This is a genomic window from Streptomyces sp. NPDC007991 (assembly GCF_042958445.1).
Classification (GTDB): domain Bacteria; phylum Actinomycetota; class Actinomycetes; order Streptomycetales; family Streptomycetaceae; genus Streptomyces.
The window spans coordinates 264,925-288,641 of record NZ_JBIBJD010000007.1 but is presented as its reverse complement, the minus strand read 5'-3'; the positions used below and the strand labels follow the sequence as shown (position 1 = coordinate 288,641).

Below are 23,717 nucleotides of genomic sequence, written 5' to 3'. Positions count from 1 at the left end.
CCGGGCCCTGCTGTCGGCCGCACAGCCGACAGCAGGTCGCACAGCGTGGATGAATCAGAGCGTCTGCCAGGCGAACGAGGCGTTCTCGTTCTTGGTGACCGAGAGGTTGGACTGAGAGCGCGGGCTGGCCCAGTCCGCGGATCCCTTGTAACCGCTGTTGAAATACGTCACGGCGTAATACGTCGAGTGCTTGTTCTTCACTGATGCGGCGTTGTTCTTGATGCCCTGCAGATTCCCGCTTCCGCCGTGGCAGAACTTCAGCGGCTGGGTGCCTCCCTGCGGAGCCCCGCCGATCCGCTCGTCAGCGAAATCCCAGACGCTGTAGCCGACGTTGCGGTAGGCGCCGCCGAAATCCGAGTTGTAGTAGATCGCGTACTTGAAGGTGGAGGTCGCCTGGGACTTCTCGCAGGCTTCGGGGCTCATCTGGTTCTCGTACCCGGTGTTGGCGTGGGCGGCGGGGGTCATAAAGGCCCCCATCACCACCACGGTTGCTGCCACAACGGAGAGCTTTCTCTTCACGTCCTTCTCCTTGATTGGTCGACTTCACACCCGGAAGTCGAAGCAGATCTGCCGAAGCGGCGTCAGGCCGCTGTCCGCTGGCGGCGGGCGAGGGCGTCGGCGGCCGAGCGGCGGCGCTTGTCGTGGACGTCCACGAGGGTGCCGGCGCCCTCGCCGGCGGTCTCCTCGCGGACGCGGAGGCGTTCGGCGACGGCCGTCAGGCGGGTGTCGTCGGGGCCGACGGCGAGATAGAAGAGGGCCTCGTCGACGGCGCGGTCGTCACCGCCCCACCGGACCACGCCGTCGAGTTCGGCGAGGATGTCACGGAGGACGGCGACCTCCAGGGGGAAGTAGCCGCCCTTGGTGCCGGGCGGGTAGTGGCCGGGCCGGATGCGGACGGCGGTGCCGGAGGCCAGGTTGCGGGCGGCCCCCCGCAGCCCCTTCGGAGCGGTCCAGCCGACGGCCTCGCCGGGCTGGAGCTCGGCGATCTCGTAGTGGAAGCGGCGGACGAGGTGGACCAGGACGGTCTCGGGAGCGCCGAGCCGGACCTGGAGATCCGTCACCGGCGTCCCCGGCACGGGCCGGGTGGCGATGGATCCGCCCTGGTCGGCGGCGGTCTCCATGTTCCACCCGTTGGCCGAGCGGATTCCGGAGAGGAGTCGCTCGTTACGGGCCTCGGCCCGTGCGACGCCCTCACGGACGGCCTTGGGGAAGGCGTAGTCCCGCGGCTCGGCGGCGTACGCGGGGGAGGCCAGCGCCTGCGAGTGGGGAAGCGCCGCCGCGGCGGCGGTGACGGCGGCGGCACGCAGCAGGAAGCCTCTGCGGGACAGCGGGCGGCGGGCGGGAGTGGCGCTCACGTGGTCCTCTTCTCGGGATGCTCGGGTGTGGTGGTGCGGCGGTGTTCGGCGAGGGCGATCAGGGCGAGCGTCACCGCGATCACCGCACCGCCCGTCATCACGGGAGTGACGAAGCCGGGGACGGCCGCCGAGTAGGAACCACCTGACGACATGCGGCAGTCGAGGGCGGGCGGCAGGTAGGACACGCTGTAGCCGCTCACCTGCCCGTACAGCGAGGGGTTCGCGTCCTGGCAGGCCTGGGCGGTGCCGCTCTCGTCGAGGAAGAGCGACACCAGGCCCCAGACGTAGGCGACCGCGGTGACGGCTCCGGCGAGCGCGGCGCCGCCGCGTGCCACGGCCCCCGAGCCGCCCCTGCCGATCGCCGAGAAGCCGTATCCGACGAGGGAGAAGGCGGTGACGGCGGCGACGACGATGCCGATCAGCAGGGGCAGGGCCGCGGGATACGAGGAGGTCATGGCGACCACCTCACCCGGCGGCGAGCTGCCGGACAAGGTTGTTGTACTTCTCGAAGATGTGGTACAGCCCCATCCGCTTGGCGGCGTCGGCCTCGGCCTGGTCGCCCCAGCCCTGGTAGCGGCGGATGATCTCGAAGATCTCGCCCTCGGTGTAGTTCAGGCTCATGGCGCGCAGGGTGGTCTCGCCGGCCGGCGGGTTCTTGCCGCCGGGCTTGCCCGCGACGCCCCACAGGTGGATCAGCGGCACGGTCCGCATGGCGAAGGCGTTGTCCTTGTTGACCTTCTGCCACATCGCCCAGATGTCGGCGTCCTTGGTCGGGTCGGTGCGGGTGCCGGTGACGAAGCCCTTGTCGATGCAGTGGTTCCAGGCGCGGATGCCGACCTCGCCGCTGATCTGCGCGATACCCGTCGAGGAGTCCTTGACGATGCCGATGCCGTTGAGGTGGTACGAGGCGACCTGGTGGTCGACGCCCTGGTCGATCAGGTCGTAGTGCCGCATCTCCCAGTACGCGGAGGTCTGGATCATCGCCTTGCGCATGCTGTACGTACGGGACAGCTGGGTGGTCTGCGCGTCGTGCGACATGATCGTCTCGAAGCACTGGGTGTGCGTGAAGAGGCGGGCGTCGGCGCCGGTGCCGCCGTCGTCCTCGAAGCCGATGCTGCGCATGTAGCGGCTGAGGTCGTCGTGCAGCGCGTTGAGGAAGGAGCCGTCGAAGCCGACGTCGGGGAGCGGCGGCCGGGGCGCGTTGAAGGAACTCTGGCCGGTGTCGCGGCCCGAGGCGATGTTGACGTCGATCTCGATGGCGCCGGTGCCGGAGCCGATGGTGCGGGTGACGATCTGGTCGTACGCCCAGTCGGCGGGCAGCGGGTAGCCGAAGTTCCCGGAGAAGCCGGAGGACATGTCGGAGACGAACGAGGCGGTGGAGTGCCCGGCCTCCCCGACCCGGGTGCAGACGTTGCGCGGCCCGTACACACCGACCTCGAACCGTGAGCCGTCGGCGGCCAACGCGTCCACGATGCCCTTGAAGTGCGGCAGGACGTTCGACGTCACCTCGTGGTCGAGCGCGTCGAAGTCGACGGCGAAGAAGATCCGCGTACCGGACTTGAAGCCGTGGTCGAGGGCGGCGTTGGCGGCGGCCTGGCCGGCGGCCCGCCCGGCTGCGTAGTTGAAGCCGTCGGCGTCCCGGCCGTACGTCTGGTAGATCGGGAAGCAGCGCAGGCCGTTCGCGGCGATGGTGGCCAACTCGCCGGGCTGGATGGCCTTCTCGGGGAGAGAGGTGGCGCTGGGGTTGGTGAGGTAGCGGCCTATGTACTTCACGCCGGCCGCCTTGAGGGCGGCAGCCCGCGCGTCAGTGATCTTGGTGACGCCGTCGCAGGCCTCGCCGTTGCGGCTCTGGTCACCGTAGGAGACGAGGAGGGAGGCCCAGGTGGAGAAGTCGCCCTTGCCGGTGACCGGGAGTTTCGCGAAGGACTGGAAGCTCTGGACGGCGGTGGAGACCGCGCTGGTGAAGTCACCGAAGGCGACCGAGCGCTGGTTGAGGATCATCGCGCCGGTGAAGAGCCGTGCCCAGTTGCCGGAGCTGCCGACCGACAGGGTGTGCGACTTGAGGCCGGACTGGGTGCCGGGACCGAAGACACCGTTGGCGGTCCCGTCCGCCATCCCGATCTCGTACTGGACGGCGAAGAGCATCGACTTGGCGACGTCACGCGAGTGGTGGCCGTCGCAGGGGATGACGTAGAAGTCCTTGCGCAGGACGTACTTGCCGTTGAGCCACTGCTGCACCGAACGGACCGCGCTGGAGCCGCCGCTGACGGTGACGTACGCGTCCATGTTGAACAGGCCCTTGATGACCTTCGGCCACAGCGCGCTGCCCGGATAGACCGCGCTCAGCCCCATGTCGGCGTTGAGCTGGGTGACGGACTGCTTCATACGGGCGCTGTACGTGCCGTCGATGGCGCTGCCGTCGTAGCCCTTGCAGTACAGGGCGGACTGGAGGATCCGGCAGAAGTCCGCGGACGGCACGTTGGACGCGTCGATCTTGCCGTACTTCTCCGCGATGGCCGCCAGGGTGGCCGGGCCGAAGCTGTTCGACAGGCTGGTGATGCCCAGCTCGTACTGGAGCGCGCGGGTCAGGGCGTACATGGTCGGCCAGCCGGTCTGCCCGTTCTCCTCGACCGTCATGCCGATGCGGCTGCCGTACGTACGGTTGATGAAGACCTGGGCTTGACGCACCATCTCGTCGGCCATGAAGTGCCCTCTCAGCAGGGGATGCGGGGGCCGCGCCTGGTATCGGGCGGCACTTGGTGGTGAGCGGCACGGGCCGGTGGCGGAGGTGTCCGCAGGGAACAGGGGAATGCGTGGTGAGGTCAACGCCCGTGAGGAAGCTTTTGACTTGACCATTTCATGGCCTACGCATCAGACGATCTTGGACTGATCCCTGCAATAGCACCCAGACCGGGCCAGGTCAGCGGTCTTTTGTGATGAACCCGTACCCGAGGTGACGCCGAACGTGCACACAACCTTTTACCCGCTCGTGCGTCCCAACTGCACGACCAGATGCGGAATGTGGTAGACCGTCACTTTTGAGCGGATGCCCGCGGTTTGCTACGGACGGCGGTCACTGGGCTGGGCGGGCTTGCCCTCGGCCCCGGACGCGGTGCCGTCGGCGCCGTCGCCGCTGTGCGCGGCGCCCGATCCGTTCTCCGCGTTGCCCGCGCCGCTGTCCACGTTGCCCGCGCCGCTGTCCGCGTTGCCGGTGCCGCTGCCGGCGTTGCCCGATCCGTTCTCCGCGTTGCCCGCGCCGCTGTCCGCGTTGCCCGCGCGGTTGTCCGCGTTGTCCGAGCCGTTGCCGGCGCCGGCGGAACCGGGGTCGCCCTTCTCCGGTCGGGCGGTGCTGCCGGGCTTCGCCTCGGCCCGGGCCAGTTGCTCCGCGCAGAACGCCGTGACGTTCCTCTCACCGCCCGCGGCCTGGACGAGGCGCTTCCAGGCCGTCGCGCCCAGGGCCTCGCCCCGGCCGTCGACCTCCTCGTAGGCACGGCAGTGGGCCTCGGTGTCCCGGGAGGCGGCCGGGCCGTCCGGGCGCGCGGACGCGGAACCGGACGGGGTCCCGGCGGACTCGTCCGGGGCGCCGGGGGCGCGGGTGGAGGCGGGCGGGCGACCGCGCTCGTCGGCGCCGTCCGTCGATCCCGCCGAGCCGATCGCCGCGAACGCGACCCCGCCCAGCGTGAGACTGGCGAGCAGCACGGAGAGCGTGGCCTTCAGTGAGCGACCCGGATACCGCCGCTCCCGGGGCCGCCAGTCGTCGCGGCGGCGGGTGCGGGCCCCGTACGCGCCGGCGTCCCGGGCGGCCACGAACGCGGCCACCGCCCGCTGTTCGGCCTCGGCGTCGATCCCGTCCCGGACCAGGGCGGCCACGAGCAGCGCCTCGAGCTCCGCTTCGTCGAGGACGTGCCGGGCAGCGAGGCCCGGGTGGTCGAGACCGGCCGACCCGCGGTGGCCGGGCAGCCGGCCGTCGGCGTCCCGCGCCGCCCGGTGGTCGTAGGCGGAGCCCCCAGGGTGTACACGCCGACGGCCCGGAAACCCGCCGCCGTTCTGCTGTTCACCCATGTCCTGTTCCGTCCCTGCTCGATCCACGCGTCCCGCGGCGCCCGCCGGGTCCGTGCGACCCGGCCGGCCCGGCCGACCGGCCCGGAGTTCCGGGCCCGATCCATACGTCTCGCTCGTCCGCCCTGTTCAGGGCATCGAACCCGGCGACTGTGCCCGGCCCGTCGGCATCGTTCACCTCGACTCCCCCAGCGTCCGGGGAGCCTCATCCGTCACACCTTCGGCGCCCAGCCGGGTGGCCAGGCGCTTCAGACCCCGGTAGGCGGCCGTCCGTACGGCGCCCGGCCGCTTGCCCAGGACCCGGGCGGCGGCGGGCCCGTCCAGCCCCACCACGACCCGCAGCAGCACGGCCTCGGCCTGGTCCTGCGGCAGGCCCCGGACCAGCCGCAGCGCCTGCTCGGTGGAGATGGCCTCCAGCGCCTGGTCGTGGGTGCTGTGCGGCCCGGGCAGGTCCAGGACGTCCTGCTCCAGCGCGGACGCCCTCGGCCGTACGCGCCGGCGGCGCAGATGGTCCAGCGCCCGGTGCCGGGCGATGGTCGCCGTCCAGCCGCGAAACCCTGCCCCGTCGCCCTTGAACCGCGCCAGGTCCCGGGCGATCTCCAGCCAGGCGTCGGAGGCCACGTCCTCCGCCTCGTCCCCGACCAGTCCGCGCAGATAGCCGAGCAGTCCGGGCTGCACGATCCGGTAGGCGACCGCGAAGGCCGCCTCGTCGCCGTCCTGGGCCCGCGCGACGGCCGCGCCCAGTTCCCCGTCGCGCGGCTGCGCGCGCCGGGGTTCCTCTCGCTGGCCCAAGAACCGTCCTCGTCCGTACCGGGTTGTCCTCCACGATCATCAGCGCCGTACCGCGGAGAAACGTCACAGGTGACGTTTGGCCACAGATGTGCGCTGGGTGAGTGGCAGCTGTGTGACAGCAGGTGCGAATGTGACCATTTCCAGGGGTGGGGTAGTTGAGTTCTCGCAGCACGCGCGCGTACAGACCGCTGAGCATGAAGAGACGGGCATGGCTGACCGTCGGCGCCGTCGTCCTGAGCGGAGCAGGGGTCGTCACGTACGCGATGGCCGATCCGCCCGGCGGTTCCGACGGCGCGTCCCAGAGCCGCGAGCCGGCCGTCCACACCGTGCGGCTCAAGGACAAGGGCGCCGGGCGCAAGGGCCTGGCCAGGCAGGACACGGACCGGTTCAGCGCGGTGCTGGTGACCTGGAACGACCCGGACGCCCGGGTCCGGGGCACGGCCGAGGTGCGGACCAGGGATCTGGAGAGCCGGCGCTGGTCCGGCTGGCAGAAGCTGGCGGCCGACCCGCCCCAGGCCGACGGCGCCGAGGGCGAGCGGGCCCTGCGCGGCGGCACCGAGTCCCTGTGGACCGGCGACGCGGACGGCGTCGAGGTGCGTGTCGTGAACGCGGACGGCACGGAGGCGGGCGGCCAGCCCGCCGGCATGGACGTGAAGCTCCTGGACCCGGGCACCGACCCGAAGGGCGCCATCCGGCCCGCGGCCTACGCCGAGGAGACCCTCGCCCCGACGACGACGCCTCCCACCGAGACCCCGGCCGAAACGGCCACCCCGACGGAGACGGCCACGCCGACCGGTACCCCCACCGACACGGCGTCCCCGTCCACGTCCGCGTCCCCGACGGCCTCCCCCTCCCCGACCCCCACGGTCCCCGCGCCCCGCCCCTCGACGGTCGTCAAGCCGCCGATCATCACGCAGGCCGAATGGGGCGCCTCCACGGACTACGACGGCACGCCCGCCTACGGCACCGAGATCAAGGCCGCCGTCGTCCACCACACCGGCATGGACAGCGACAACACCCTGTCCTGCGCCCAGTCCCGCGCCCGGATGCGCTCCATCCAGCAGGAGCACTTCGCGCGCGGCTACTACGACATCGGCTACAACTTCGTCGTCGACAGGTGCGGCCAGATCTTCGAGGGCCGCAGCGGCGGCATGGACCTGCCGGTCACCGGCGCCCACGACATCGGCTTCAACACCGACACCGTCGGCATCTCCTACATCGGCAACTTCGAGAAGGCCCGGCCGAGCCGCGCCGCGCTCGACGCGATCTCCCGGCTCGTGGCCTGGAAGTTCGGCATGTACGGCATCGACCCGACCGGCAAGGTGACACTCACCTCCGGCAGCCCGGCCGGCCAGGACGGCAACAAGGTCGACCAGGGCGTCTCGATCACCCTGCCCCGGGTCTTCGGCCACCGGGACACCAACGCCACCGCCTGCCCCGGCGCGAACCTCTACTCCCAGTTGTCCCGGATCGCCCAGGTCGCCAAGACCCCGGGCATCTCGCACGCCCTCGCCACCTCCGACTACAACCGGGACGGCGTCGCCGACCTGGTCGCGGGCACGCCCAAGGCGCTGAGCGGCGGTGGCACCGTCACCGTCGTCCCGGGCGGCATCGACGGCCCGGTCACCGCCGCCAGGGTGACGCTCTCCCAGAGCAGCCCGGGCGTGCCCGGCTCCCACGAGTCCGGTGACGGCTTCGGCACGTCCAGCGCGTGGGGCGACGTCAACGGCGACGGCTACGCCGACCTCGCGATCGGCGCACCCGGCGAGGACGACACCAGCGGCCACGCCGACCGCGGCGCGGTGACGGTGATGTACGGACCCGCCCTCGCCACCGGCTTCTCGTACACCACGTCCGGGGTCACCTCGACGGGCGCCAGGCTCGGCTCCACGGTCGCCGTCGGCGACTTCAACGGCGACGGCAAGGCGGACGTCTTCTCCGCCGGCACCGGCAAGGGCGGCAACTGGAACGCCCGGCTGACCGGCGGTGCCACCGCGTACGGCACGCTCACCACGGCCACGGGCGCCGTCTCCTACCTCGACGCCGCGACCGGCGACTTCAACCGGGACGGCTACGCGGACATCGCCCTGAACTACCGCGACACCGGCGGCATCGGCCGGGTCGTCCGCTTCGCGGGTTCCGCGACCGGTCTGTCCAAGGTGGGCGTCATCTCCGTCAAGGGCGGTCGCTCCCTGGCCGCCGGTGACGTCAACGGCAACGGCTACGACGACATCGTCATCGGCCAGCCGGTCGCGTCCGAGTCCGGCGGGAAGTCCGGCGGCCAGATCACCCTGGTCCCGGGCACGGCCACGGGCTTCACGACCACCGGCATGACCGTGATCCACCAGGACACGGCGTACGTGCCGGGCGGCAACGAGTCCGGTGACGCCCTCGGCACCTCCGTCTCGGTCGGCGACTACAACGCCGACGGGTACGCCGACGTGCTCGCGGGCGCCCCGGGCGAGGACCTGACCCGGGACGGCGTCAACCGCGCCGACGCGGGCGACGCGATCCTCGTCAAGGGCACCGCGTCCGGTCTGACCGGCTCCGGCTCGGTGGGGATCTCGCAGGACACCTCCGGCGTCCCGGGCGCCACGGAGAGCGGCGACCGCTTCGGCTCGTCGGTGTCGCTGACGGACCTGTCCGGCTACGGCCGGGCGGACCTCACGTTCGGCGCCGACGGCGAGGACGGGGGCGACGGCGTCCTGCTGCACCTGCCGAGCAACAGCACCGGCCTCGGCTACGCCGACTCCGTCGTGTTCGGCAAGTCCACGCTGGGCACCCCGACGGACGCCCGCCTGGGCCAGACGCTGACGCCCTGACGACTCGACCGGTCCTCGGCCGTTCGCCGGATTTCTCCGGCAGCCCGAACGGACGGGTGGGCGACGGGGGAAGGACTCCCCCATCGCCCACCAAGAGGACCGGAATCGAGCCGCGAATGACACGCCTCCTGCTGCACACCGCCGTCGCCACCGCCCTGGCCGCCGGCACGCTCGGCCTGACCCAGCCCGCCCGGACGTCCTCCGCCCCCTCCTCCTCCGACGGCGTGCACACCGTCCGGGTGCCGGACGGCGACCCGGACGTCCGCTCCCTCGCCCCGCGCACCACCGAGCCGTTCAGCATGATCGGGGTCACCTGGGACGACCCGCACGCGGTCCTGGACGGAACCGCGCAGGTGCGCACCCGCTCCCGGGAGAGCGGCGAGTGGGGCGCGTGGCGGGCACTCGACACCGACGTCCAGACGCCCGAGACCGGCCCCGACCGCGACCGCGCCGGAGTCCGCGGCGGCACCCAGCCGCTGTGGACCGGGCCTTCGGACGGCGTCGAGGTGCGGGTGTCGGGCGAGGGGCTGCCGGAGGGGCTGCGCGTCGAGCTGGTCGACCCGGACGGCGGGTCGGACGCCGTGGACAGCGCGGTCGTCGAACCCGACGCCGTCGAACCGGCCGCCGGCGCGCCCGCCGCCGAGCGTCCCGCGGTGACGTCACGCGCCGCCTGGGGCGCCGACGAGTCCCTGGTGAAGGACCCGCCCACCTACACCGCCGACACCCAGGCGATGTTCGTCCACCACACGGCGGGCACCAACGACTACACCTGCGCCGAGTCGGCGTCGATCGTGCGCGGCGTGTTCCTCTACCACGTGCGCAGCAACGGCTGGAACGACATCGGCTACCACTTCCTCGTCGACAAGTGCGGCACGGTCTTCGAGGGCCGTGCGGGCGGCATCGACAAGCCCGTCCTCGGCGCCCACACCTACGGCTTCAACACCGCCACCAGCAGCGTCTCGGTGCTCGGCGACTACGGCAAGACGACCGCGAACTCCGCAGTGCGCGAGTCGGTCGCCAAGATCGCGGCCTGGAAGCTCGGCCTGTACGGCATCGACCCGACCGGCACGACGGTGCTGACCGCCGGAGCCGACAACGGCAAGTTCAAGGCGGGGCAGACGGCCACGCTGCACCGCATCTCCGGCCACCGCGACGGCTACCCGACCGAGTGCCCCGGCCAGTATCTCTACGACGACCTGCCCGAGATCCGCACCCTCGCCGGGAAGGCCGCCCAGGCCGCCGCGCAGGCCGCTCCCGTCATCGAGGACGGCGCCACGCCGGCGCTCGCGCGCTGACGCTACCGCCGGGGCGCGGCGGCCGTCGCGTCCCGGCACAGCAGCCGCAGCGAGCCGTGCCCGGCGTAACAGCGACGGGCCTCGTCGATGGGGTCCCAGAGGCGTCCGTCGGGGGTGCGGATCCAGTGGTCGCCGCCCGTCGCCCACCACTCGGCCCCGGTCTGACGCGCCATCACCTCACCGGCGTAGGCCCCGAACCCGCGCAGCACCTCCCGCACGGCGGCGTACGGGGCTCCTTCCCGCCGTATCCCTTCGATCATCCGGTCGATGCTCCACAGGCTCTGCGCCGAGTAGTCGAGGTGCAGCCGTGCTCCCTCGCGCATCGTCGCCACCGTGTCCGCCGCCCACCGCAGCGGCTTCGCCGCGGCCGAGGGCCTGGTTTCCGCTTGAGTCGTCACACCCCGGAAAGCGCCGCGGTGTGACGTTTCGTCACACGAAATCGGCGACTTCCCCGAAGCGGCGCAGGACCGCCCCACCTCGGCCCTACGACGGTCACAGGACTCTTCCAGGAAAAGGGGTTTGGGCCGGTCGGAGGCCCGGTGGCCGGCTTCTCAGCCCAGTTGCCGGCTCCGGCGCGAGACGACCGCGCGCAGCACCCGCCGCCCCTCGGTCGACACCTCCAGCGCCCGCCGCAGCCCGGCCGGTCCATGCCCGGCCAGGACCTCCAGGACGGTGATCTGGCGGCGCAGCTCGGCGGCGACGAGCGGCGACATGCCCTCCGTACGGCCCTCGCGGCGCACGGCGACCGACGAGGCGTCGTCCGCGGCGGTGTCGAGGAGGCGGTGGATCTGGAGGGAGGCGACGGAGCAGGCGTCGGCCCACACCCGTACCCCGGCGGGGGACCGCCCGGCGGGGGCGGCCTCCAGCATCCGGTGGGCGAGCACGACCGCCTCGTCCCCGGTGTCCGCGGCGTCCAGCTTCCCCCGCGCCTGCTCCAGCCCCGCACCCCAGTCGCCGCTGCCGGCGCCGTCGCTGAGGCTCGCCCACAGCGGCCGCAGGATCTCGTCGTCGCCGCCCAGCAGGGGCACGCACCGATCAAGACAGGCCAGCCCGCTCGCGGCCAGCCCGCGTTCGTCGGCCTGTGCGATCAACTCCACCAGGCTCATCACACGCCTCCCTCCGCGGGCCTGCAGGGGCCCTACCAGGCCGCTTCCAGCCCTGACCCCTCACGGAACCCGCACTTCCCCTTACTGCGCGCGACGGCCCCGGAACGTCACAGGGGCACGACGCCCAGCCGGTCGAGGAGGCGGAAGAAGAGGTTTTCAGCCAGGGGATCGGGGTCTGAGGTGAGTACGTCCACAAGGGCGTCGGCGTTCACTTCGTGCCCGGCCTCGGCGGCCCAGCGGACGGCGTGCTCGGCGGCGTCGCGGGGGTCGAGGAAGTAGTCCTCCAGCGTGAGGCCCTCCCGGTCGGCCCTCAGGTACCCGGCCGTGGCGGCCCGGGCGAGGCAGGTCGTCCACGTCCCGCTCTCCGGCGCGGCGGCCTCCAGCACCACGGCCTCGCTGTTCATGACGTACCCGAAGAGCGCGGGCGCCCCGGTCTCCCGGGCGAGGGCGTTCATGTTCCCGACGTCGCCGTCGCTGCTGGGGTACTCCCAGACCTGCCACCCGCCCGGCGCCAAGGCGCGCCGCACCATTGCGTCCGTCACCTCCGCCAGCGCGTCCAGCTCCGCCAGCGGCCGCTCCCCACGGCCCACGACGAAGTACCCCCAGTACCCCATGCTCCGGTTCCCCCCGGCATATTCGATTCGGCTCGCGTCAGAAGACCACCACATTCGTACGGCAGTTCGCAGCCGTACGGGCCAATTCGACCGCGGTCAGCCGAGCCTGTCCGCGAGCGCCCGGAACTGCGCCCAGGACAGTTCGGGCGGGCCCGGGTCCCACAGCTTCTGCACGGTCGCCCGCAGCGGCATCCGGATCCCGGCCGCCACCTGGCCCTGCGTCTGCGCGCTCGGGACGTCGCCCCAGACGGCGAAGACCCCGCCGAGGATCTGCCCGTCGTAGCGCTCCGGCACGGCCTGCGTGTCGCGCAGCACCCGTGGCGTCCACTGCTCGTAGATCCGCTGCCCCGTCGGATAGACGAAGGTCTGCGGCTCGCCGAGCACGTAGTACAGGAACTCGTCGTTGTAGTTGATCACCTTCCGGCCCGCGCTCAGGTACGCCGCCGGCGGCCGGGCCCCGATCTCCTTGCCGGTCCAGTAGCCGACCTGGATGTCCTTGTCGGCGGCGACGGAGGTGTCCTTGAAGAAGCCGTCGTTCCAGGCGCGCGGGACGCGCTGGTGCTTGCGGACGGTGGCGGCCCGGTCGTTGAGCCAGCCGGTGGCCAGGTCGGCGACCGTCGCGCCGGAGCCGTACTTCTGCCGCGCGGCGGCGGCCAGCTGCGGGAACGACGCCTCCGGGTCGGAGCGCACCAGTGCCTGGTACTCGTCCCCGCCCAGGTGCCACGGCCCGCCCGGGAACAGCTCCGCGTACTCGTTCAGCAGGTCGTCGACGATCTGGGCGCTCTCGCTCTTGGAGATGTCGATGGCCCCCTGCACCGCCGACCCCCGCGCGGTGCGCAGCTGGAGGTCGGGGTGGGCGGCGAGGACCGCGCCGAGGTGCCCGGGCGAGTCGATCTCGGGCACGACGGTGATGTGCCGGCTCCGCGCCAGGTCGACGATCTTCCGCACCTGCGCCTTGGTCAGGTGCTCCCGGGACACGATCTCCGGGTGCGAGTCGGACTCGATCCGGAACCCCTGGTCGTCGGAGAAGTGCAGACCGAGCTCGTTGAACTTCAGATCGCCCAGTTCGCGGATCCGGTCCTCGATCCAGCCGGCCGTGTAGTTCTTGCGTGCGATGTCCAGCATGAACCCGCGCTGCGGCTTGGCCGGCTCGTCCCGCACCACGCCCTCGGGCGCCGTGCCGCCGCCGCGCACCTCCTGCTTGAGGGTGCGGGTGCCGTAGAAGACGCCCGCGTCGGCGGGCCCGCTGATCTCCACCCGCCCGTCGCGCACGGTCATGACGTACGACTCGGGATTGGCCTTCTTGCCGTCGTCGAGCGTCAGCCGTACGTCCCCGGCGCGCCGGTCGCCCTTCTCGCCCTCGTACGTCAGCCCGAGCTCACCGGCGATCAGCCGGCCCTCGTCGGCCAGCGCGGGGTCGTCCACGACCACGCGGTCCCCGCTCGCGGGGCGCCAGCCCGGGCCGCGCGCCGCGGTGTGCTCGCGTACGGCGGGGATCGTCCGCGGCGCCTCGGACAGAGCGTAGGAGCGGCTGGGACTGGGGGCGCCCTCCGGCGAGGTGCCCTGCGGGGCGCCCGCGGACCGGCCCTGGGAGGGTCTGGCCTGCGGCCCGGTGGTCCCGCTGTCGCCGCCCGAGGCCGCCCAGAGCCCCAGACTCACCCCGGCCGCGATCACGACCAGGGCGACGGCGGCGGCCAGGACCAGCACCTGCCGCTGCTTTGCTTGCTTCGTCTGCTTCGCCGAACCTCGGCGCCTGTGCTGACTCACCTCGCCAACCTAAGACCCCCTGCCGCCTCACGCGCGTCCACCACACGTTCCGAATCTCTCTTCTCCGGGGTGAAATTCGGGCATCCGTCGGACACGTCATGGTCGTACTCGGTAGCGTGACGTCACATCTCTCACAACATGCCCTGCCGACACACGTGACGCCCACGAGGACCCACGCTGCCTGCGCACCGTCTCCCAGACCTCCCCGGCCGGCTCGCCATACCGGTGGAGCACTTCAACGCGGCCTCCGCCGAGGCCTTGGAGGAGACGCTCCTCGCCTGCCTGCACAGCCCCCGCTGGTCCCGCCGTGTCGCGGAACACCGCCCCTATCCGGACCTGGACTCCCTGCTGGCCGCGGCGGAGGAGGCGGCCTACGACCTGACCTGGCCCGACCTGACCGAGGCCCTGGCAGCCGAGTCCCTGCCGCCCCTCCCACCCGGCACCTACTCCGCGGCCCACACGGCCCTCAGCGCGGCCCACGCCGCCTACGAGGCCCGCTTCGGACATGTGTTCGTCATTTGCCTGGCTGATGTGCCGCCGGCGGAGACCCTGGACCGCCTCCTGGAAGCCATCCGGTCACGATTGACCAACGATCCGGAGGAAGAACGGATGGTGGTAGCGGACGAACTCCGCCGCCTGGCAAGGGCACGGCTGGTCAGCACCCTCAGGGGCGCGGAGAACTGCGCGACCAGCCCCCACGGCGCCGCGCCCGGCAGATAACAGGACACCCCACCCCAGAAGCCGCGAGGCTAGCCCGTACGCATGCCAGTTTGATCACACAGCCAGACCCCGGCTCAGCCCAGCGGCAGGGCCTCGCTACGATGCTGGGGGCCGGTGGACCGTACCCGGCCGGGCCCGACCGACACACCAAGCCGGCGCGGCCCCAATCCCCGCTCCCGGAGGAAACTTCCGTGCCGGCTGGAACGCTGTACCGCGGCCGGGAAGGAATGTGGTCCTGGGTGGCTCACCGAGTCACCGGCGTCCTCATCTTCTTCTTCCTGTTCGTTCACGTGCTGGACACCGCACTCGTCCGTGTGTCGCCCGAGGCCTACGACAAGGTCGTGGCCACGTACAAGACGCCGATCGTCGCGCTGCTGGAGTACGGCCTCGTCGCCGCCATCCTCTTCCACGCGCTCAACGGTCTGCGCGTCATCGCCGTCGACTTCTGGACCAAGGGCGCGCGCTACCAGAAGCAGATGCTCTGGACCGTCGTCGCGCTCTGGGTCGTGCTGATGCTCGGGGCCGTCTACCCCGTCCTCGGCCACGCCGCTCGTGAACTGTTCGGGAGCTGACGCCAATGTCCACGACTGAGAAGACCGCCGCCGGCGTCGGCCCCGTCGAGGGTGGCGCCGTCTACACCGTCGACAACCCGGCGCCCTTCATCGAGGCCCCGCGCAAGCGCACCAAGAAGACCCCGAAGTCCACCCGGGGCAACTTCGAGCTGGCCGCGTGGCTGTTCATGCGCCTGTCGGGCGTGGTGCTGGTCGTGCTGGTCCTCGGCCACCTGCTGATCCAGCTCGTGCTGGACGGCGGTGTCTCCAAGATCGGCTTCGCCTTCGTGGCGGGCCGCTGGGCGAGCCCCTTCTGGCAGGTCTGGGACCTGTTGATGCTGTGGCTGGCGATGCTGCACGGCGCCAACGGCCTGCGCACGGTCATCAACGACTACGCGGAGCGCGCGAACACCCGGCTGTGGCTCAAGGGCCTGCTCTACACCGCCACGGTGTTCACCATCCTGCTGGGCACGCTGGTGATCTTCACCTTCGACCCGAACATCCGCTAGGCACGGGGCTGCGAGAATCATGAAGATCCACAAGTACGACACCGTCATCGTCGGCGCCGGTGGCGCCGGTATGCGCGCCGCCATCGAGTCGACGAAGCGCAGCCGCACCGCCGTGCTCACCAAGCTCTACCCCACCCGCTCCCACACGGGCGCCGCGCAGGGCGGCATGGCCGCAGCGCTCGCCAACGTGGAGGAGGACAACTGGGAGTGGCACACCTTCGACACGGTCAAGGGCGGTGACTACCTGGTCGACCAGGACGCCGCCGAGATCCTGGCGAAGGAGGCCATCGACTCCGTCCTCGACCTGGAGAAGATGGGCCTGCCGTTCAACCGCACCCCGAACGGCACGATCGACCAGCGCCGCTTCGGCGGTCACTCGCGCAACCACGGCGAGGCCCCGGTCCGCCGCTCCTGCTACGCGGCCGACCGCACCGGCCACATGATCCTCCAGACGCTGTACCAGAACTGCGTCAAGGAGGGCGTGGAGTTCTACAACGAGTTCTACGTCCTGGACCAGCTGATCACCGAGGTCGACGGCGTCAAGCGCTCGGCCGGTGTGGTGGCCTACGAGCTGGCCACCGGTGAGATCCACGTCTTCCAGGCGAAGGCCGTGATCTACGCCTCCGGCGGCTGCGGCAAGTTCTTCAAGGTGACGTCCAACGCGCACACGCTGACGGGTGACGGCCAGGCGGCGGTCTACCGCCGGGGCATCCCGCTGGAGGACATGGAGTTCTTCCAGTTCCACCCGACCGGCATCTGGCGCATGGGCATCCTGCTGACGGAGGGCGCACGTGGTGAGGGCGGCATCCTCCGCAACAAGGACGGCGAGCGCTTCATGGAGAAGTACGCGCCGGTCATGAAGGACCTCGCCTCGCGTGACGTCGTCTCGCGCTCCATCTACACGGAGATCCGCGAAGGCCGCGGCTGCGGCCCCGAGGGCGACCACGTCTACCTGGACCTCACGCACCTCCCGCCGGAGCAGCTGGACGCCAAGCTGCCCGACATCACGGAGTTCGCGCGGACGTACCTCGGCATCGAGCCGTACACGGACCCGATCCCGATCCAGCCCACCGCGCACTACGCGATGGGCGGCATCCCGACGAACGTCGAGGGTGAGGTCCTGGCGGACAACACCACCGTCGTCCCGGGCCTGTACGCGGCCGGCGAGGTCGCCTGCGTGTCCGTGCACGGCGCGAACCGCCTCGGCACGAACTCGCTCCTGGACATCAACGTCTTCGGCAAGCGGGCCGGCATCGCCGCGGCCGAGTACTCCCAGACGGCGGACTTCGTCGAGCTGCCGGAGAACCCGGCCGAGTTCGTGCTCAAGCAGGTGGAGATGCTGCGCGACTCCACCGGCACCGAGCGCGTGACGACGCTGCGCCGGGAGCTGCAGGAGACCATGGACGCCAACGTCATGGTGTTCCGCACCGAGCAGACGATCAAGACGGCGGTCGAGAAGATCGCGGAGCTGCGCGAGCGCTACAAGAACGTGTCCATCCAGGACAAGGGCAAGCGGTTCAACACGGACCTGCTGGAGGCCATCGAGCTGGGCAACCTGCTCGACCTCGCCGAGGTCATGGCGGTCTCCGCGCTCGCCCGCAAGGAGTCCCGCGGCGGTCACTACCGCGAGGACTACCCGAACCGCGACGACGTCAACTTCATGCGGCACACCATGGCGTACCGCGAGGTCGGCGCCGACGGCTCCGAAACCGTCCGTCTCGACTACAAGCCGGTCGTCCAGACCCGCTACCAGCCGATGGAGCGTAAGTACTGATGGCTACCCCCGTTCTGGACAAGGAAGACGCGGCCGGCAAGCCCGAGCCCGGTTTCGCCGACTCCCCCTACATCACGGTCACCTTCCGCATCCGCCGGTTCAACCCGGAGGTCGCGGCGGAGGCCGCCTGGGAAGACTTCCAGGTGGAGATCGACCCGAAGGAGCGCGTCCTCGACGCCCTCCACAAGATCAAGTGGGAGCTCGACGGCACGCTGACGTTCCGCCGCTCCTGCGCGCACGGCATCTGCGGCTCGGACGCGATGCGGATCAACGGCAAGAACCGCCTTGCGTGCAAGACACTGATCAAGGACATCAACCCCGAGAAGCCGATCACGGTCGAGGCCATCAAGGGCCTGACGGTCCTGAAGGACCTGGTCGTGGACATGGAGCCGTTCTTCCAGGCGTACCGGGACGTCATGCCCTTCCTCATCACGAAGGACACGAACGAGCCCACGCGCGAGCGTCTGCAGTCGGCCGAGGACCGCGAGCGCTTCGACGACACGACGAAGTGCATCCTCTGCGCCGCCTGCACCACCTCGTGCCCGGTCTTCTGGAACGACGGCCAGTACTTCGGCCCGGCGGCCATCGTCAACGCGCACCGCTTCATCTTCGACTCGCGTGACGAGGCGGGCGAGCAGCGCCTGGAGGTCCTCAACGACCGCGACGGCGTCTGGCGCTGCCGCACGACCTTCAACTGCACGGACGCCTGCCCGCGCGGCATCGAGGTCACGAAGGCGATCGCCGAGGTGAAGCGGGCGCTGATCACGCGCCGGTACTGAGGTCGTCTTCCGTACGGCTGTGAGGACCCCGTTTCCGCTGGAGACGGGGCCTTCTGGCATATGCCAGACCATTGGGTGAACGCGGCGGCGAAGGGACGCACGGGTGTCGTCCGGCCTACGATGATGGTCTCGACACCAGCCCCCAGGAGGCACCTGATGTCCGCAGCTTCCGTCGAGCAGCCCTTCCACGAGGAAGAGCCGGTCACCCTGACGACCATCGCCGACGAGATCATGGAGCGCCATCCGGGCTACCGCGTCGAGATCATCGGAGGCCATCTCCTCGTGACCCCGTCCCCGGATGCTCCCCATGCCCGCGCCCTCACCGGCCTCATGATCCCGTTCATCGCCGCGGGCCTGCATGGCGGCGAGGCCGAGGTCCTCCAGAACGTCGGGCTCTGGCTGCCCACCGGCGCCGAGGACTACGCCATCCCCGACCTCGCGGTGGTGGACGCCGACATCGACGACCACTTCGTCGAGAACAACGCGTACGACCCGGCCTGCTTCCGTCTCGTCCTGGAGGTCACCTCCGGGAACTGGAAGGACGACCTCAGGACCAAGGTCGCCGCCTACGCCGAGGCCAAGGTGCCCGTCTACGTCATCGTCGACCGCAAGCACCAGCGCCTTCACGTCCTCACCAACCCCGCTGGGAACGGGTACGAGAACCACCGTCCTCATGCCCCCGGCGAGATCGTCGCCCTTCCCGACTCCATCGGCGCCAAGGTCACCTTGGACGTTGCCGAGATCCTGAAAGCGGGTCAGGCGAAAAAGGTCGGGTGACCCGATCCGGACAGAAACGGAACGGGACCGGCCACTTGGTGTTCGGTATCTGTCACGGGTGTGACTCCCGTGACCAGACTGCCCGCATGGCATACCTCAGAAGGGCCGCCGCCGCGCTGCTGGCCACGGCTTCCGCGCTGCTCTCGGCAACCCCCACAGCCTCGGCGACCCCCTCCCCCGTCCTGGCGCGGGAGAGCTTCGACCGCCTCCCCCTCGGCCCCGTCACCCAGGGCCGCGACTGGACCTCGGACACCTCCGACGGCACGCTGACCGTCACCCGCGCCGCCACCGGTCACGGCCGTGAACTCCGCATCCGCACCGAGGGCAACGGCCGGGCCTTCCTGGTGTTCCCGGACCTCGCCCCGCCCGGCAACAGCTTCTGGGCCCGGATGCGGCTGAGGGTGGACGCGTTCCCGACCGCCCCCGACTGGGCGCACTGGACCCTGGCGGAGGCCTCCGGCCCGGACTCCCCGACCCTCGTCCGCCCGCTCGGCGGCCAGTACGTGCCCACGGAGAAGCGCAACTTCTACGGCGTCGGTTCCGACCTCGGACCGACGGGCGACTGGACCGCGTGGCAGACCTCCGCGCCGGCGCAGGGCGGTAAGTGGCAGTGCGTCGAGTTCCACCTGGACGCCACGGACAACCGTGTCACCGTCTACTTCGACGGCGTACCCCAGCCCGACCTGACCGTCTCCACGGACCAGCACGGCGGTACGTCCGCTCCGTTCGTCTTCCCTGCCTTCGAACAGCTCAAGCTGGGCTGGCAGCTGTACCAGTCCGACCCGAGCCCGTCGTCGTACGACATCCGGCTGGACGACATCGCCCTGAGCACGCGGAGAGTCGGGGGGTGCGCGGACTGAGGGGCTCGTGCCCGCTCACAGTTGGCTCAGGATCGTCGGATCCGTGATCTTCGTGTCGTTCGCCAGCAGCATCGCCTTGCTGAGGATCACCGCGAGCACGCGGTCGCCCTCATAGGGGAGGTAGCCCGTGTGCGGGGCCGACGGATCGGACTTGGGGACGATGCACAGGTACTGGTCGTTCGGGGTTCTGAGGATGTTGCCCGAGCCCAGGTGGATCTTGTAGGTGTGGCGGTCGCCCTTCACGTGGAGGAAGCGGCCCTCCAGGGTGCAGCGGTCGGCTATCGCCAGGCGCGGGACCAGGCGTTCCAGCAGGAGCCTGCGGGTCTCGGCGCTCTGGTTGAGTTCGCCGAAGCCGTACGACGCCCAGTACTCCCGGAAGCGGCCGCCGGGGCCGCCGTCCTGCCAGGTGGGGTCGTTGCCGACGCTGGAGACGCCGACGAACAGGTCGACGTCGCGCAGGACTTCGGAGAGGACCAGGGGCGGGATGTCCCCCAGGGGGAGCGGGGCGACGGGGTCCTCGCCGGGGGCGAGCCACATGGTGTACTCGCCGCCGGTGCAGTGGGCCGAGTTCTCCGGGGCGTCGATCGGGTAGAAGCGGACCTGGTCGGTACGCAGGCGCAGGTAGCTGCCGGAGTCGGTGGTGTCGACGCCGTACTCCTCGCCGTCGCCCTCGATCCAGTACTCGGCGCGCAGGCCCCACTGGGGCAGCTCGCGGGTGGCGGGAGGGGCCGAGTCGTCGACGCACAGGCGGAGCTTGTTGCGCCAGCCGCGCAGCGCGGCCAGGGAGTGGAACTGGTGCTGGCGCAGGACGTGGGCCGCGAAGCGGTTGGAGTATGTGTGCGTGGCGCGCTCGGCGTCCGTGAGCAGGTAGACCTCACGGTGGGCCTGCTTGAAGGGCTGGGTGACGCCGTGCCGTTCCAGCCAGTCGCGCCAGGCGACGATCTCGGCGGGCTCGTGGCCGATGGGGTGCCAGAGTTCGACCCGCGTGCCGTGGGGCAGCGGTTCGTCGGCCAGGGTGCGCAGTTCACCGTCCGCGTAGCCGGCCGCTTCGCCGTCGATCGTCCACAGCAGGCGGCGGGCGAGCATGCCGACCAGGGGGTGGTCGAGGTAGCGCTCGCGCCAGACGGCGTACGGCCAGCTGCGGCGGGCCAGGAACTGGCGGTCCAGACGCTCGCTCTGGGCCGAGAGCATCTTGTCGATGTCCTTGACCTGGGTCTTGAGGTCCTTCAGTTCGTCCGGGTGGTCGCGCTTCACCGCCGCCGGGACGCTCTTGACCGGCTTGCCGGCCGCGTTGCGCCAGCCCAGCACGGCCCGGGTGCCCTGGATCTCCAGCAGGGCCGTCGCCTCGCCCAGGTGGTGCGTCGCCCGGCCGGCCTGCGTGAGTCCGTACGCCGGGACCGCCAGTTCCTCGATCTCCTCGCGGCCGAGGCCGAGCGCGGTGGCCCGGGCCTCCAGGGCCGTGTCGAGGAGCTTGGCGGTGTTCTTGTAGGTCACCCGCGTGGCCAGCCGGGCGAGTTCGGCGAGGGCGGCCCCGGAGTCGGCGCGGGCGAGCGCGACGACGCCCGCGTTGGCGACCTTGGGGTTGCGGGGGCCGAGGCCCGCGACCTTCTTCAGTGAGGTCTCGACCAGGGCGCCGAGGGCGCGGGCCGTGCCGGGGTCGGGCGGCAGGAGGGAGAGGAGCCAGGCCAGGCCGCGCAGGGCTGTCGCGTTGTACGGGTCGTAGGCGTTGTTGATGTCCGGCTCCCACGCACGCGGCTCCAGCGGGAGCGTGCGGGGACGGCCGACGAGGGCGAGCCAGGAGAGGAGCCTGACGCGGACCGCGTCCGCGCCCAGCGTGTCCAGCAGGGCCCGCGCCCCCTTGTCCCATGTGGCCGTGGGCTTGGACGCCGTGGCTGCCAGGGAGTGCCTGAGGAGTGCCTGCCAGTCGGGGGTCGTGGCGTCACGCATGGCCTGTTCGGCCCATGCCTCACCGACGTTGAGGACAGGCTCGGTGAGCCGGCGGGCCAGGCTCGTGAGGTCGTCGGCGCGGTAGGCGTCCAGGGCCGCGCGGCGGACGACGGCCACGACGGGTGCGGGGAGCGGGCGGCCGGCGGCCAGTTCGGCGCGGGCCAGGACGTCGAAGCGGGCCGAGTGCCAGAAGGTCTGGCGGCGGGCCAGGTCGGTCAGGGCCCGGTGGCGCTCGGCGGCCAGCGGGTCGTCGTCGAGGCCCTCGGAGATCAGGGCGCACAGGGCGAGGTGGCCGCAGCGGTCCTCCGTGCTGGTGCCGGCCTGTCCGAAGCGGTCGGCCAGGGCGTGCAGCAGCGCGCGGCGGTGCTCGGGCGGCAGGTCGTGCAGCAGGTCCAGCATGGGCTCCCAACTGCCGCCCCAGGTGCCCCGGCTGGAGTCCAGGGCCCGTAGCGCCTCGTCGGCGACCCGGCCCATGTCGCCGTCGGCGATCCTGTCGCGCAGCCGGTCCAGGTGGGACCGGGGCGTGCGGAAGGCGCTCATCAGCCACCGACCAGGGGCACGAGCTTCAGGAACGTGACCTCGGTGCCGAGGGGGAGGTCGATCTCCTCGTCGGGGTCGGTGACCTGACGGTCGCCCACCAGCACCAGGAAGCCGTTGCCCGCGAACGCCCGCAGGGCCAGGGCCGTCTGTGCCTCGGGGTCGATCCGGCGGGGCGTGCGCAACGCGTACCCGTTCAGCACGCGCTCGGTGTCCTCGGGCCGCACCAGGCCCTGGAACACCTCCGGCGTCCGGGTGTTGAACTCGGCGACCTCCTGAAACACCCGGCGCGGGATCAACTCCCCGGCGGTCAGCCGCTCCTCGGCGATCTCCAGCCTCCAGGCGGCCCGCCGCTCCCCCGCTGTCGTCTCGTCGACGAACGTCACGATTGCCATGCCGACGACCGTACGGGCCACCACTGACAATCCCCCGCCGGCCATGTGTTGAACATGTTCAAAAACAGGTCTAGAGTCATCCCCGACAGCGTTTTGAACGTGTTCAAGAAGGGTGGGGCAATGGACCGCACGGTCATCGCCTACGTCATCTACCTGCTGGTCAGCATCGGTCTGACCATCTGGGTGGCCCGCACGCTCAGCCGGAACGGGAGGATCTTCCTCGCCGACGTGCTGCACGGCAACGAGAAGCTCGCCGACGCCGTCAACCACCTCCTGGTGGTCGGCTTCTACCTCGTCAACCTCGGGTTCGTCGCGCTGTACCTGAGCGGCGACGAGACCATCACCGACACGCGCGGCGTCTTCGAGGCCCTGTCGACCAAGCTCGGCGTGGTGCTGCTGGTGCTCGGCGTGATGCACCTGGCCAACGTCTACGTGCTCAACCGGATCCGGCGGCGCGGTGCCATGGAGCGCGAGCAGGTGCCGCCGGTGCCGCCGCAGGGCTGGACCGCCCCGCAGGCCCAGGCCTGAGCGGAGCGCGGCATGAACGCCACCGCACCGGTCCGCCGGCTCACCGTCCTGTACGACGCCGAGTGCTCCCTGTGCGCGTTCCTGCGCGACTGGCTCCTGCGGCAACCGAAGCTGGTGCCGCTGGAGCTGGTCCCGGCCGGCTCCGAGGAGGCCCGGCGGCGGTTTCCCGGCCTCGACCACGGCGCCACCCTCGACGAGATCACCGTCGTCGGCGACGCCGGGCAGGTCTACCGGGGACCCGCCGCCTGGATCGTCACCCTGTGGGCGCTGCGCGAGCACCGGCCGCTCGCCCACCGGCTCAGCACCCCGTCCGGCGCCCGCCTCGCCAAGGGTGCGGTGCTTGCCGCCGCCAAGTGGCGCGGCGGCCAGTGGAACCGAGGTCAGGGAAGCGGGGCGCAGTGGGGCGGCCGGGTCTACCGGCGGGCGGACGGGTGGGCGTACGACCCGGGCCTCGGCTGGACCTACACCGCGCCGGGCTGCGCCGACGGCACCTGCGCCCCCCACCGGGCGCCGGGGCGCTGACGTTAGGC

23 protein-coding genes are annotated in these 23,717 nt (G+C 71.2%); 11 read left to right on the top strand and 12 right to left on the bottom strand.

The genetic code is table 11. From position 1 onward, the window contains the following. Positions 1 to 54: 54 nt before the first annotated feature. The 6 genes from ACFZDA_RS21945 to ACFZDA_RS21920 form a co-directional block, all read right to left on the bottom strand. Positions 55 to 519: a hypothetical protein gene (locus ACFZDA_RS21945; protein WP_391083920.1), complete on the bottom strand. Its 465-nt coding sequence runs from the start codon at positions 517 to 519 to the stop codon at positions 55 to 57. A gap of 62 nt (positions 520 to 581) precedes the next feature. Then, the gene (locus ACFZDA_RS21940) at positions 582 to 1,355 is read right to left on the bottom strand and encodes a twin-arginine translocation signal domain-containing protein (protein WP_391083917.1); all 774 of its coding nucleotides are present in this window, start codon (positions 1,353 to 1,355) and stop codon (positions 582 to 584) included. Then, positions 1,352 to 1,810: a hypothetical protein gene (locus ACFZDA_RS21935; RefSeq protein WP_391083915.1), complete on the bottom strand. Its 459-nt coding sequence runs from the start codon at positions 1,808 to 1,810 to the stop codon at positions 1,352 to 1,354. The genes ACFZDA_RS21940 and ACFZDA_RS21935 overlap by 4 nt, the downstream gene beginning before the upstream one ends. A gap of 10 nt (positions 1,811 to 1,820) precedes the next feature. After that, the gene (locus ACFZDA_RS21930; protein ID WP_391083912.1) at positions 1,821 to 4,058 is read right to left on the bottom strand and encodes a glycoside hydrolase domain-containing protein; all 2,238 of its coding nucleotides are present in this window, start codon (positions 4,056 to 4,058) and stop codon (positions 1,821 to 1,823) included. A gap of 357 nt (positions 4,059 to 4,415) precedes the next feature. Further along, complete coding sequence (locus ACFZDA_RS21925) at positions 4,416 to 5,417, bottom strand: hypothetical protein (RefSeq protein ID WP_391083909.1); 1,002 nt, start codon at positions 5,415 to 5,417, stop codon at positions 4,416 to 4,418. Between the two features lie 171 nt (positions 5,418 to 5,588). Continuing rightward, positions 5,589 to 6,206, bottom strand: coding sequence for a sigma-70 family RNA polymerase sigma factor (locus ACFZDA_RS21920; protein ID WP_391083906.1), 618 nt, complete (start codon positions 6,204 to 6,206; stop codon positions 5,589 to 5,591). 194 nt (positions 6,207 to 6,400) lie between these two features. Between ACFZDA_RS21920 and ACFZDA_RS21915 the strand changes: the two genes are divergently transcribed. Continuing rightward, positions 6,401 to 9,028 (top strand): FG-GAP-like repeat-containing protein, encoded by a 2,628-nt coding sequence (locus tag ACFZDA_RS21915; RefSeq protein ID WP_391083904.1) that lies wholly within the window; start codon positions 6,401 to 6,403, stop codon positions 9,026 to 9,028. A 116-nt stretch (positions 9,029 to 9,144) separates the two neighbouring features. Then, positions 9,145 to 10,323 (top strand): N-acetylmuramoyl-L-alanine amidase, encoded by a 1,179-nt coding sequence (locus ACFZDA_RS21910; protein ID WP_391083902.1) that lies wholly within the window; start codon positions 9,145 to 9,147, stop codon positions 10,321 to 10,323. Positions 10,324 to 10,325: 2 nt separating this feature from the next. Here ACFZDA_RS21910 and ACFZDA_RS21905 read toward each other — a convergent pair whose 3' ends face one another. The 4 genes from ACFZDA_RS21905 to ACFZDA_RS21890 all read right to left on the bottom strand — a co-directional run bounded on the left by ACFZDA_RS21905 (position 10,326) and on the right by ACFZDA_RS21890 (position 13,750). Further along, positions 10,326 to 10,721 carry a hypothetical protein gene (locus tag ACFZDA_RS21905; RefSeq protein WP_391083899.1) on the bottom strand — a complete coding sequence of 132 codons (396 nt, stop codon included), beginning with the start codon at positions 10,719 to 10,721 and terminating at the stop codon, positions 10,326 to 10,328. 153 nt (positions 10,722 to 10,874) lie between these two features. After that, positions 10,875 to 11,429 carry a hypothetical protein gene (locus ACFZDA_RS21900; protein WP_391083897.1) on the bottom strand — a complete coding sequence of 185 codons (555 nt, stop codon included), beginning with the start codon at positions 11,427 to 11,429 and terminating at the stop codon, positions 10,875 to 10,877. 107 nt (positions 11,430 to 11,536) lie between these two features. Beyond that, complete coding sequence (locus tag ACFZDA_RS21895; RefSeq protein ID WP_391083894.1) at positions 11,537 to 12,043, bottom strand: hypothetical protein; 507 nt, start codon at positions 12,041 to 12,043, stop codon at positions 11,537 to 11,539. A gap of 96 nt (positions 12,044 to 12,139) precedes the next feature. Then, a complete protein-coding gene (locus ACFZDA_RS21890) occupies positions 12,140 to 13,750 on the bottom strand; it encodes a family 20 glycosylhydrolase (protein WP_391084588.1) in 1,611 nt (536 codons plus the stop codon). A 285-nt stretch (positions 13,751 to 14,035) separates the two neighbouring features. Between ACFZDA_RS21890 and ACFZDA_RS21885 the strand changes: the two genes are divergently transcribed. From ACFZDA_RS21885 to ACFZDA_RS21855, 7 genes are all read left to right on the top strand, one after another. Next, complete coding sequence (locus tag ACFZDA_RS21885) at positions 14,036 to 14,530, top strand: 2-oxo-4-hydroxy-4-carboxy-5-ureidoimidazoline decarboxylase (RefSeq protein ID WP_391083892.1); 495 nt, start codon at positions 14,036 to 14,038, stop codon at positions 14,528 to 14,530. A gap of 191 nt (positions 14,531 to 14,721) precedes the next feature. Further along, the gene (sdhC, locus tag ACFZDA_RS21880) at positions 14,722 to 15,102 is read left to right on the top strand and encodes a succinate dehydrogenase, cytochrome b556 subunit (protein WP_391083889.1); all 381 of its coding nucleotides are present in this window, start codon (positions 14,722 to 14,724) and stop codon (positions 15,100 to 15,102) included. Positions 15,103 to 15,107: 5 nt separating this feature from the next. After that, positions 15,108 to 15,590: a succinate dehydrogenase hydrophobic membrane anchor subunit gene (locus ACFZDA_RS21875; protein WP_010047073.1), complete on the top strand. Its 483-nt coding sequence runs from the start codon at positions 15,108 to 15,110 to the stop codon at positions 15,588 to 15,590. 19 nt (positions 15,591 to 15,609) lie between these two features. Further along, positions 15,610 to 17,364 carry a succinate dehydrogenase flavoprotein subunit gene (gene sdhA, locus ACFZDA_RS21870; protein WP_306964488.1) on the top strand — a complete coding sequence of 585 codons (1,755 nt, stop codon included), beginning with the start codon at positions 15,610 to 15,612 and terminating at the stop codon, positions 17,362 to 17,364. Then, on the top strand, positions 17,364 to 18,143 hold the full coding sequence (locus ACFZDA_RS21865) for a succinate dehydrogenase iron-sulfur subunit (protein WP_391083884.1): 780 nt from the start codon (positions 17,364 to 17,366) through the stop codon (positions 18,141 to 18,143). The genes sdhA and ACFZDA_RS21865 overlap by 1 nt, the downstream gene beginning before the upstream one ends. 156 nt (positions 18,144 to 18,299) lie before the next feature. Then, on the top strand, positions 18,300 to 18,920 hold the full coding sequence (locus ACFZDA_RS21860; protein ID WP_391083881.1) for a Uma2 family endonuclease: 621 nt from the start codon (positions 18,300 to 18,302) through the stop codon (positions 18,918 to 18,920). Between the two features lie 86 nt (positions 18,921 to 19,006). Next, positions 19,007 to 19,780 carry a hypothetical protein gene (locus ACFZDA_RS21855; protein WP_391083878.1) on the top strand — a complete coding sequence of 258 codons (774 nt, stop codon included), beginning with the start codon at positions 19,007 to 19,009 and terminating at the stop codon, positions 19,778 to 19,780. A 15-nt stretch (positions 19,781 to 19,795) separates the two neighbouring features. On the opposite strand, the gene ACFZDA_RS21850 is transcribed toward ACFZDA_RS21855, so the two are convergent. Both ACFZDA_RS21850 and ACFZDA_RS21845 read right to left on the bottom strand, forming a co-directional pair. Next, on the bottom strand, positions 19,796 to 22,267 hold the full coding sequence (locus tag ACFZDA_RS21850; RefSeq protein WP_391083875.1) for a DUF4132 domain-containing protein: 2,472 nt from the start codon (positions 22,265 to 22,267) through the stop codon (positions 19,796 to 19,798). Continuing rightward, positions 22,267 to 22,659, bottom strand: coding sequence for a hypothetical protein (locus tag ACFZDA_RS21845; protein ID WP_391083872.1), 393 nt, complete (start codon positions 22,657 to 22,659; stop codon positions 22,267 to 22,269). The genes ACFZDA_RS21850 and ACFZDA_RS21845 overlap by 1 nt, the downstream gene beginning before the upstream one ends. A gap of 120 nt (positions 22,660 to 22,779) precedes the next feature. On the opposite strand from ACFZDA_RS21845, the gene ACFZDA_RS21840 reads away from it, so the two are divergent. Both ACFZDA_RS21840 and ACFZDA_RS21835 read left to right on the top strand, forming a co-directional pair. After that, the gene (locus tag ACFZDA_RS21840) at positions 22,780 to 23,187 is read left to right on the top strand and encodes a hypothetical protein (RefSeq protein WP_391083869.1); all 408 of its coding nucleotides are present in this window, start codon (positions 22,780 to 22,782) and stop codon (positions 23,185 to 23,187) included. Positions 23,188 to 23,199: 12 nt separating this feature from the next. Beyond that, on the top strand, positions 23,200 to 23,709 hold the full coding sequence (locus ACFZDA_RS21835; protein WP_391083867.1) for a DCC1-like thiol-disulfide oxidoreductase family protein: 510 nt from the start codon (positions 23,200 to 23,202) through the stop codon (positions 23,707 to 23,709). Positions 23,710 to 23,717 lie beyond the last annotated feature (8 nt).

Bases quoted from the DNA above. Each gene is read 5' to 3' on its own strand.
- ACFZDA_RS21900 (WP_391083897.1), bottom strand. From the start codon at position 11,429: ATGAGCCTGGTGGAGTTGATCGCACAGGCCGACGAACGCGGGCTGGCC.
- ACFZDA_RS21935 (WP_391083915.1), bottom strand. From the start codon at position 1,810: ATGACCTCCTCGTATCCCGCGGCCCTGCCCCTGCTGATCGGCATCGTC.
- ACFZDA_RS21930 (WP_391083912.1), bottom strand. From the start codon at position 4,058: ATGGCCGACGAGATGGTGCGTCAAGCCCAGGTCTTCATCAACCGTACG.
- ACFZDA_RS21925 (WP_391083909.1), bottom strand. From the start codon at position 5,417: ATGGGTGAACAGCAGAACGGCGGCGGGTTTCCGGGCCGTCGGCGTGTA.
- ACFZDA_RS21915 (WP_391083904.1), top strand. From the start codon at position 6,401: ATGAAGAGACGGGCATGGCTGACCGTCGGCGCCGTCGTCCTGAGCGGA.
- ACFZDA_RS21840 (WP_391083869.1), top strand. From the start codon at position 22,780: ATGGACCGCACGGTCATCGCCTACGTCATCTACCTGCTGGTCAGCATC.
- ACFZDA_RS21855 (WP_391083878.1), top strand. From the start codon at position 19,007: ATGGCATACCTCAGAAGGGCCGCCGCCGCGCTGCTGGCCACGGCTTCC.
- ACFZDA_RS21910 (WP_391083902.1), top strand. From the start codon at position 9,145: ATGACACGCCTCCTGCTGCACACCGCCGTCGCCACCGCCCTGGCCGCC.
- ACFZDA_RS21860 (WP_391083881.1), top strand. From the start codon at position 18,300: ATGTCCGCAGCTTCCGTCGAGCAGCCCTTCCACGAGGAAGAGCCGGTC.
- ACFZDA_RS21875 (WP_010047073.1), top strand. From the start codon at position 15,108: ATGTCCACGACTGAGAAGACCGCCGCCGGCGTCGGCCCCGTCGAGGGT.
- ACFZDA_RS21845 (WP_391083872.1), bottom strand. From the start codon at position 22,659: ATGGCAATCGTGACGTTCGTCGACGAGACGACAGCGGGGGAGCGGCGG.
- sdhA (WP_306964488.1), top strand. From the start codon at position 15,610: ATGAAGATCCACAAGTACGACACCGTCATCGTCGGCGCCGGTGGCGCC.
- ACFZDA_RS21850 (WP_391083875.1), bottom strand. From the start codon at position 22,267: ATGAGCGCCTTCCGCACGCCCCGGTCCCACCTGGACCGGCTGCGCGAC.
- ACFZDA_RS21835 (WP_391083867.1), top strand. From the start codon at position 23,200: ATGAACGCCACCGCACCGGTCCGCCGGCTCACCGTCCTGTACGACGCC.
- ACFZDA_RS21865 (WP_391083884.1), top strand. From the start codon at position 17,364: ATGGCTACCCCCGTTCTGGACAAGGAAGACGCGGCCGGCAAGCCCGAG.
- ACFZDA_RS21895 (WP_391083894.1), bottom strand. From the start codon at position 12,043: ATGGGGTACTGGGGGTACTTCGTCGTGGGCCGTGGGGAGCGGCCGCTG.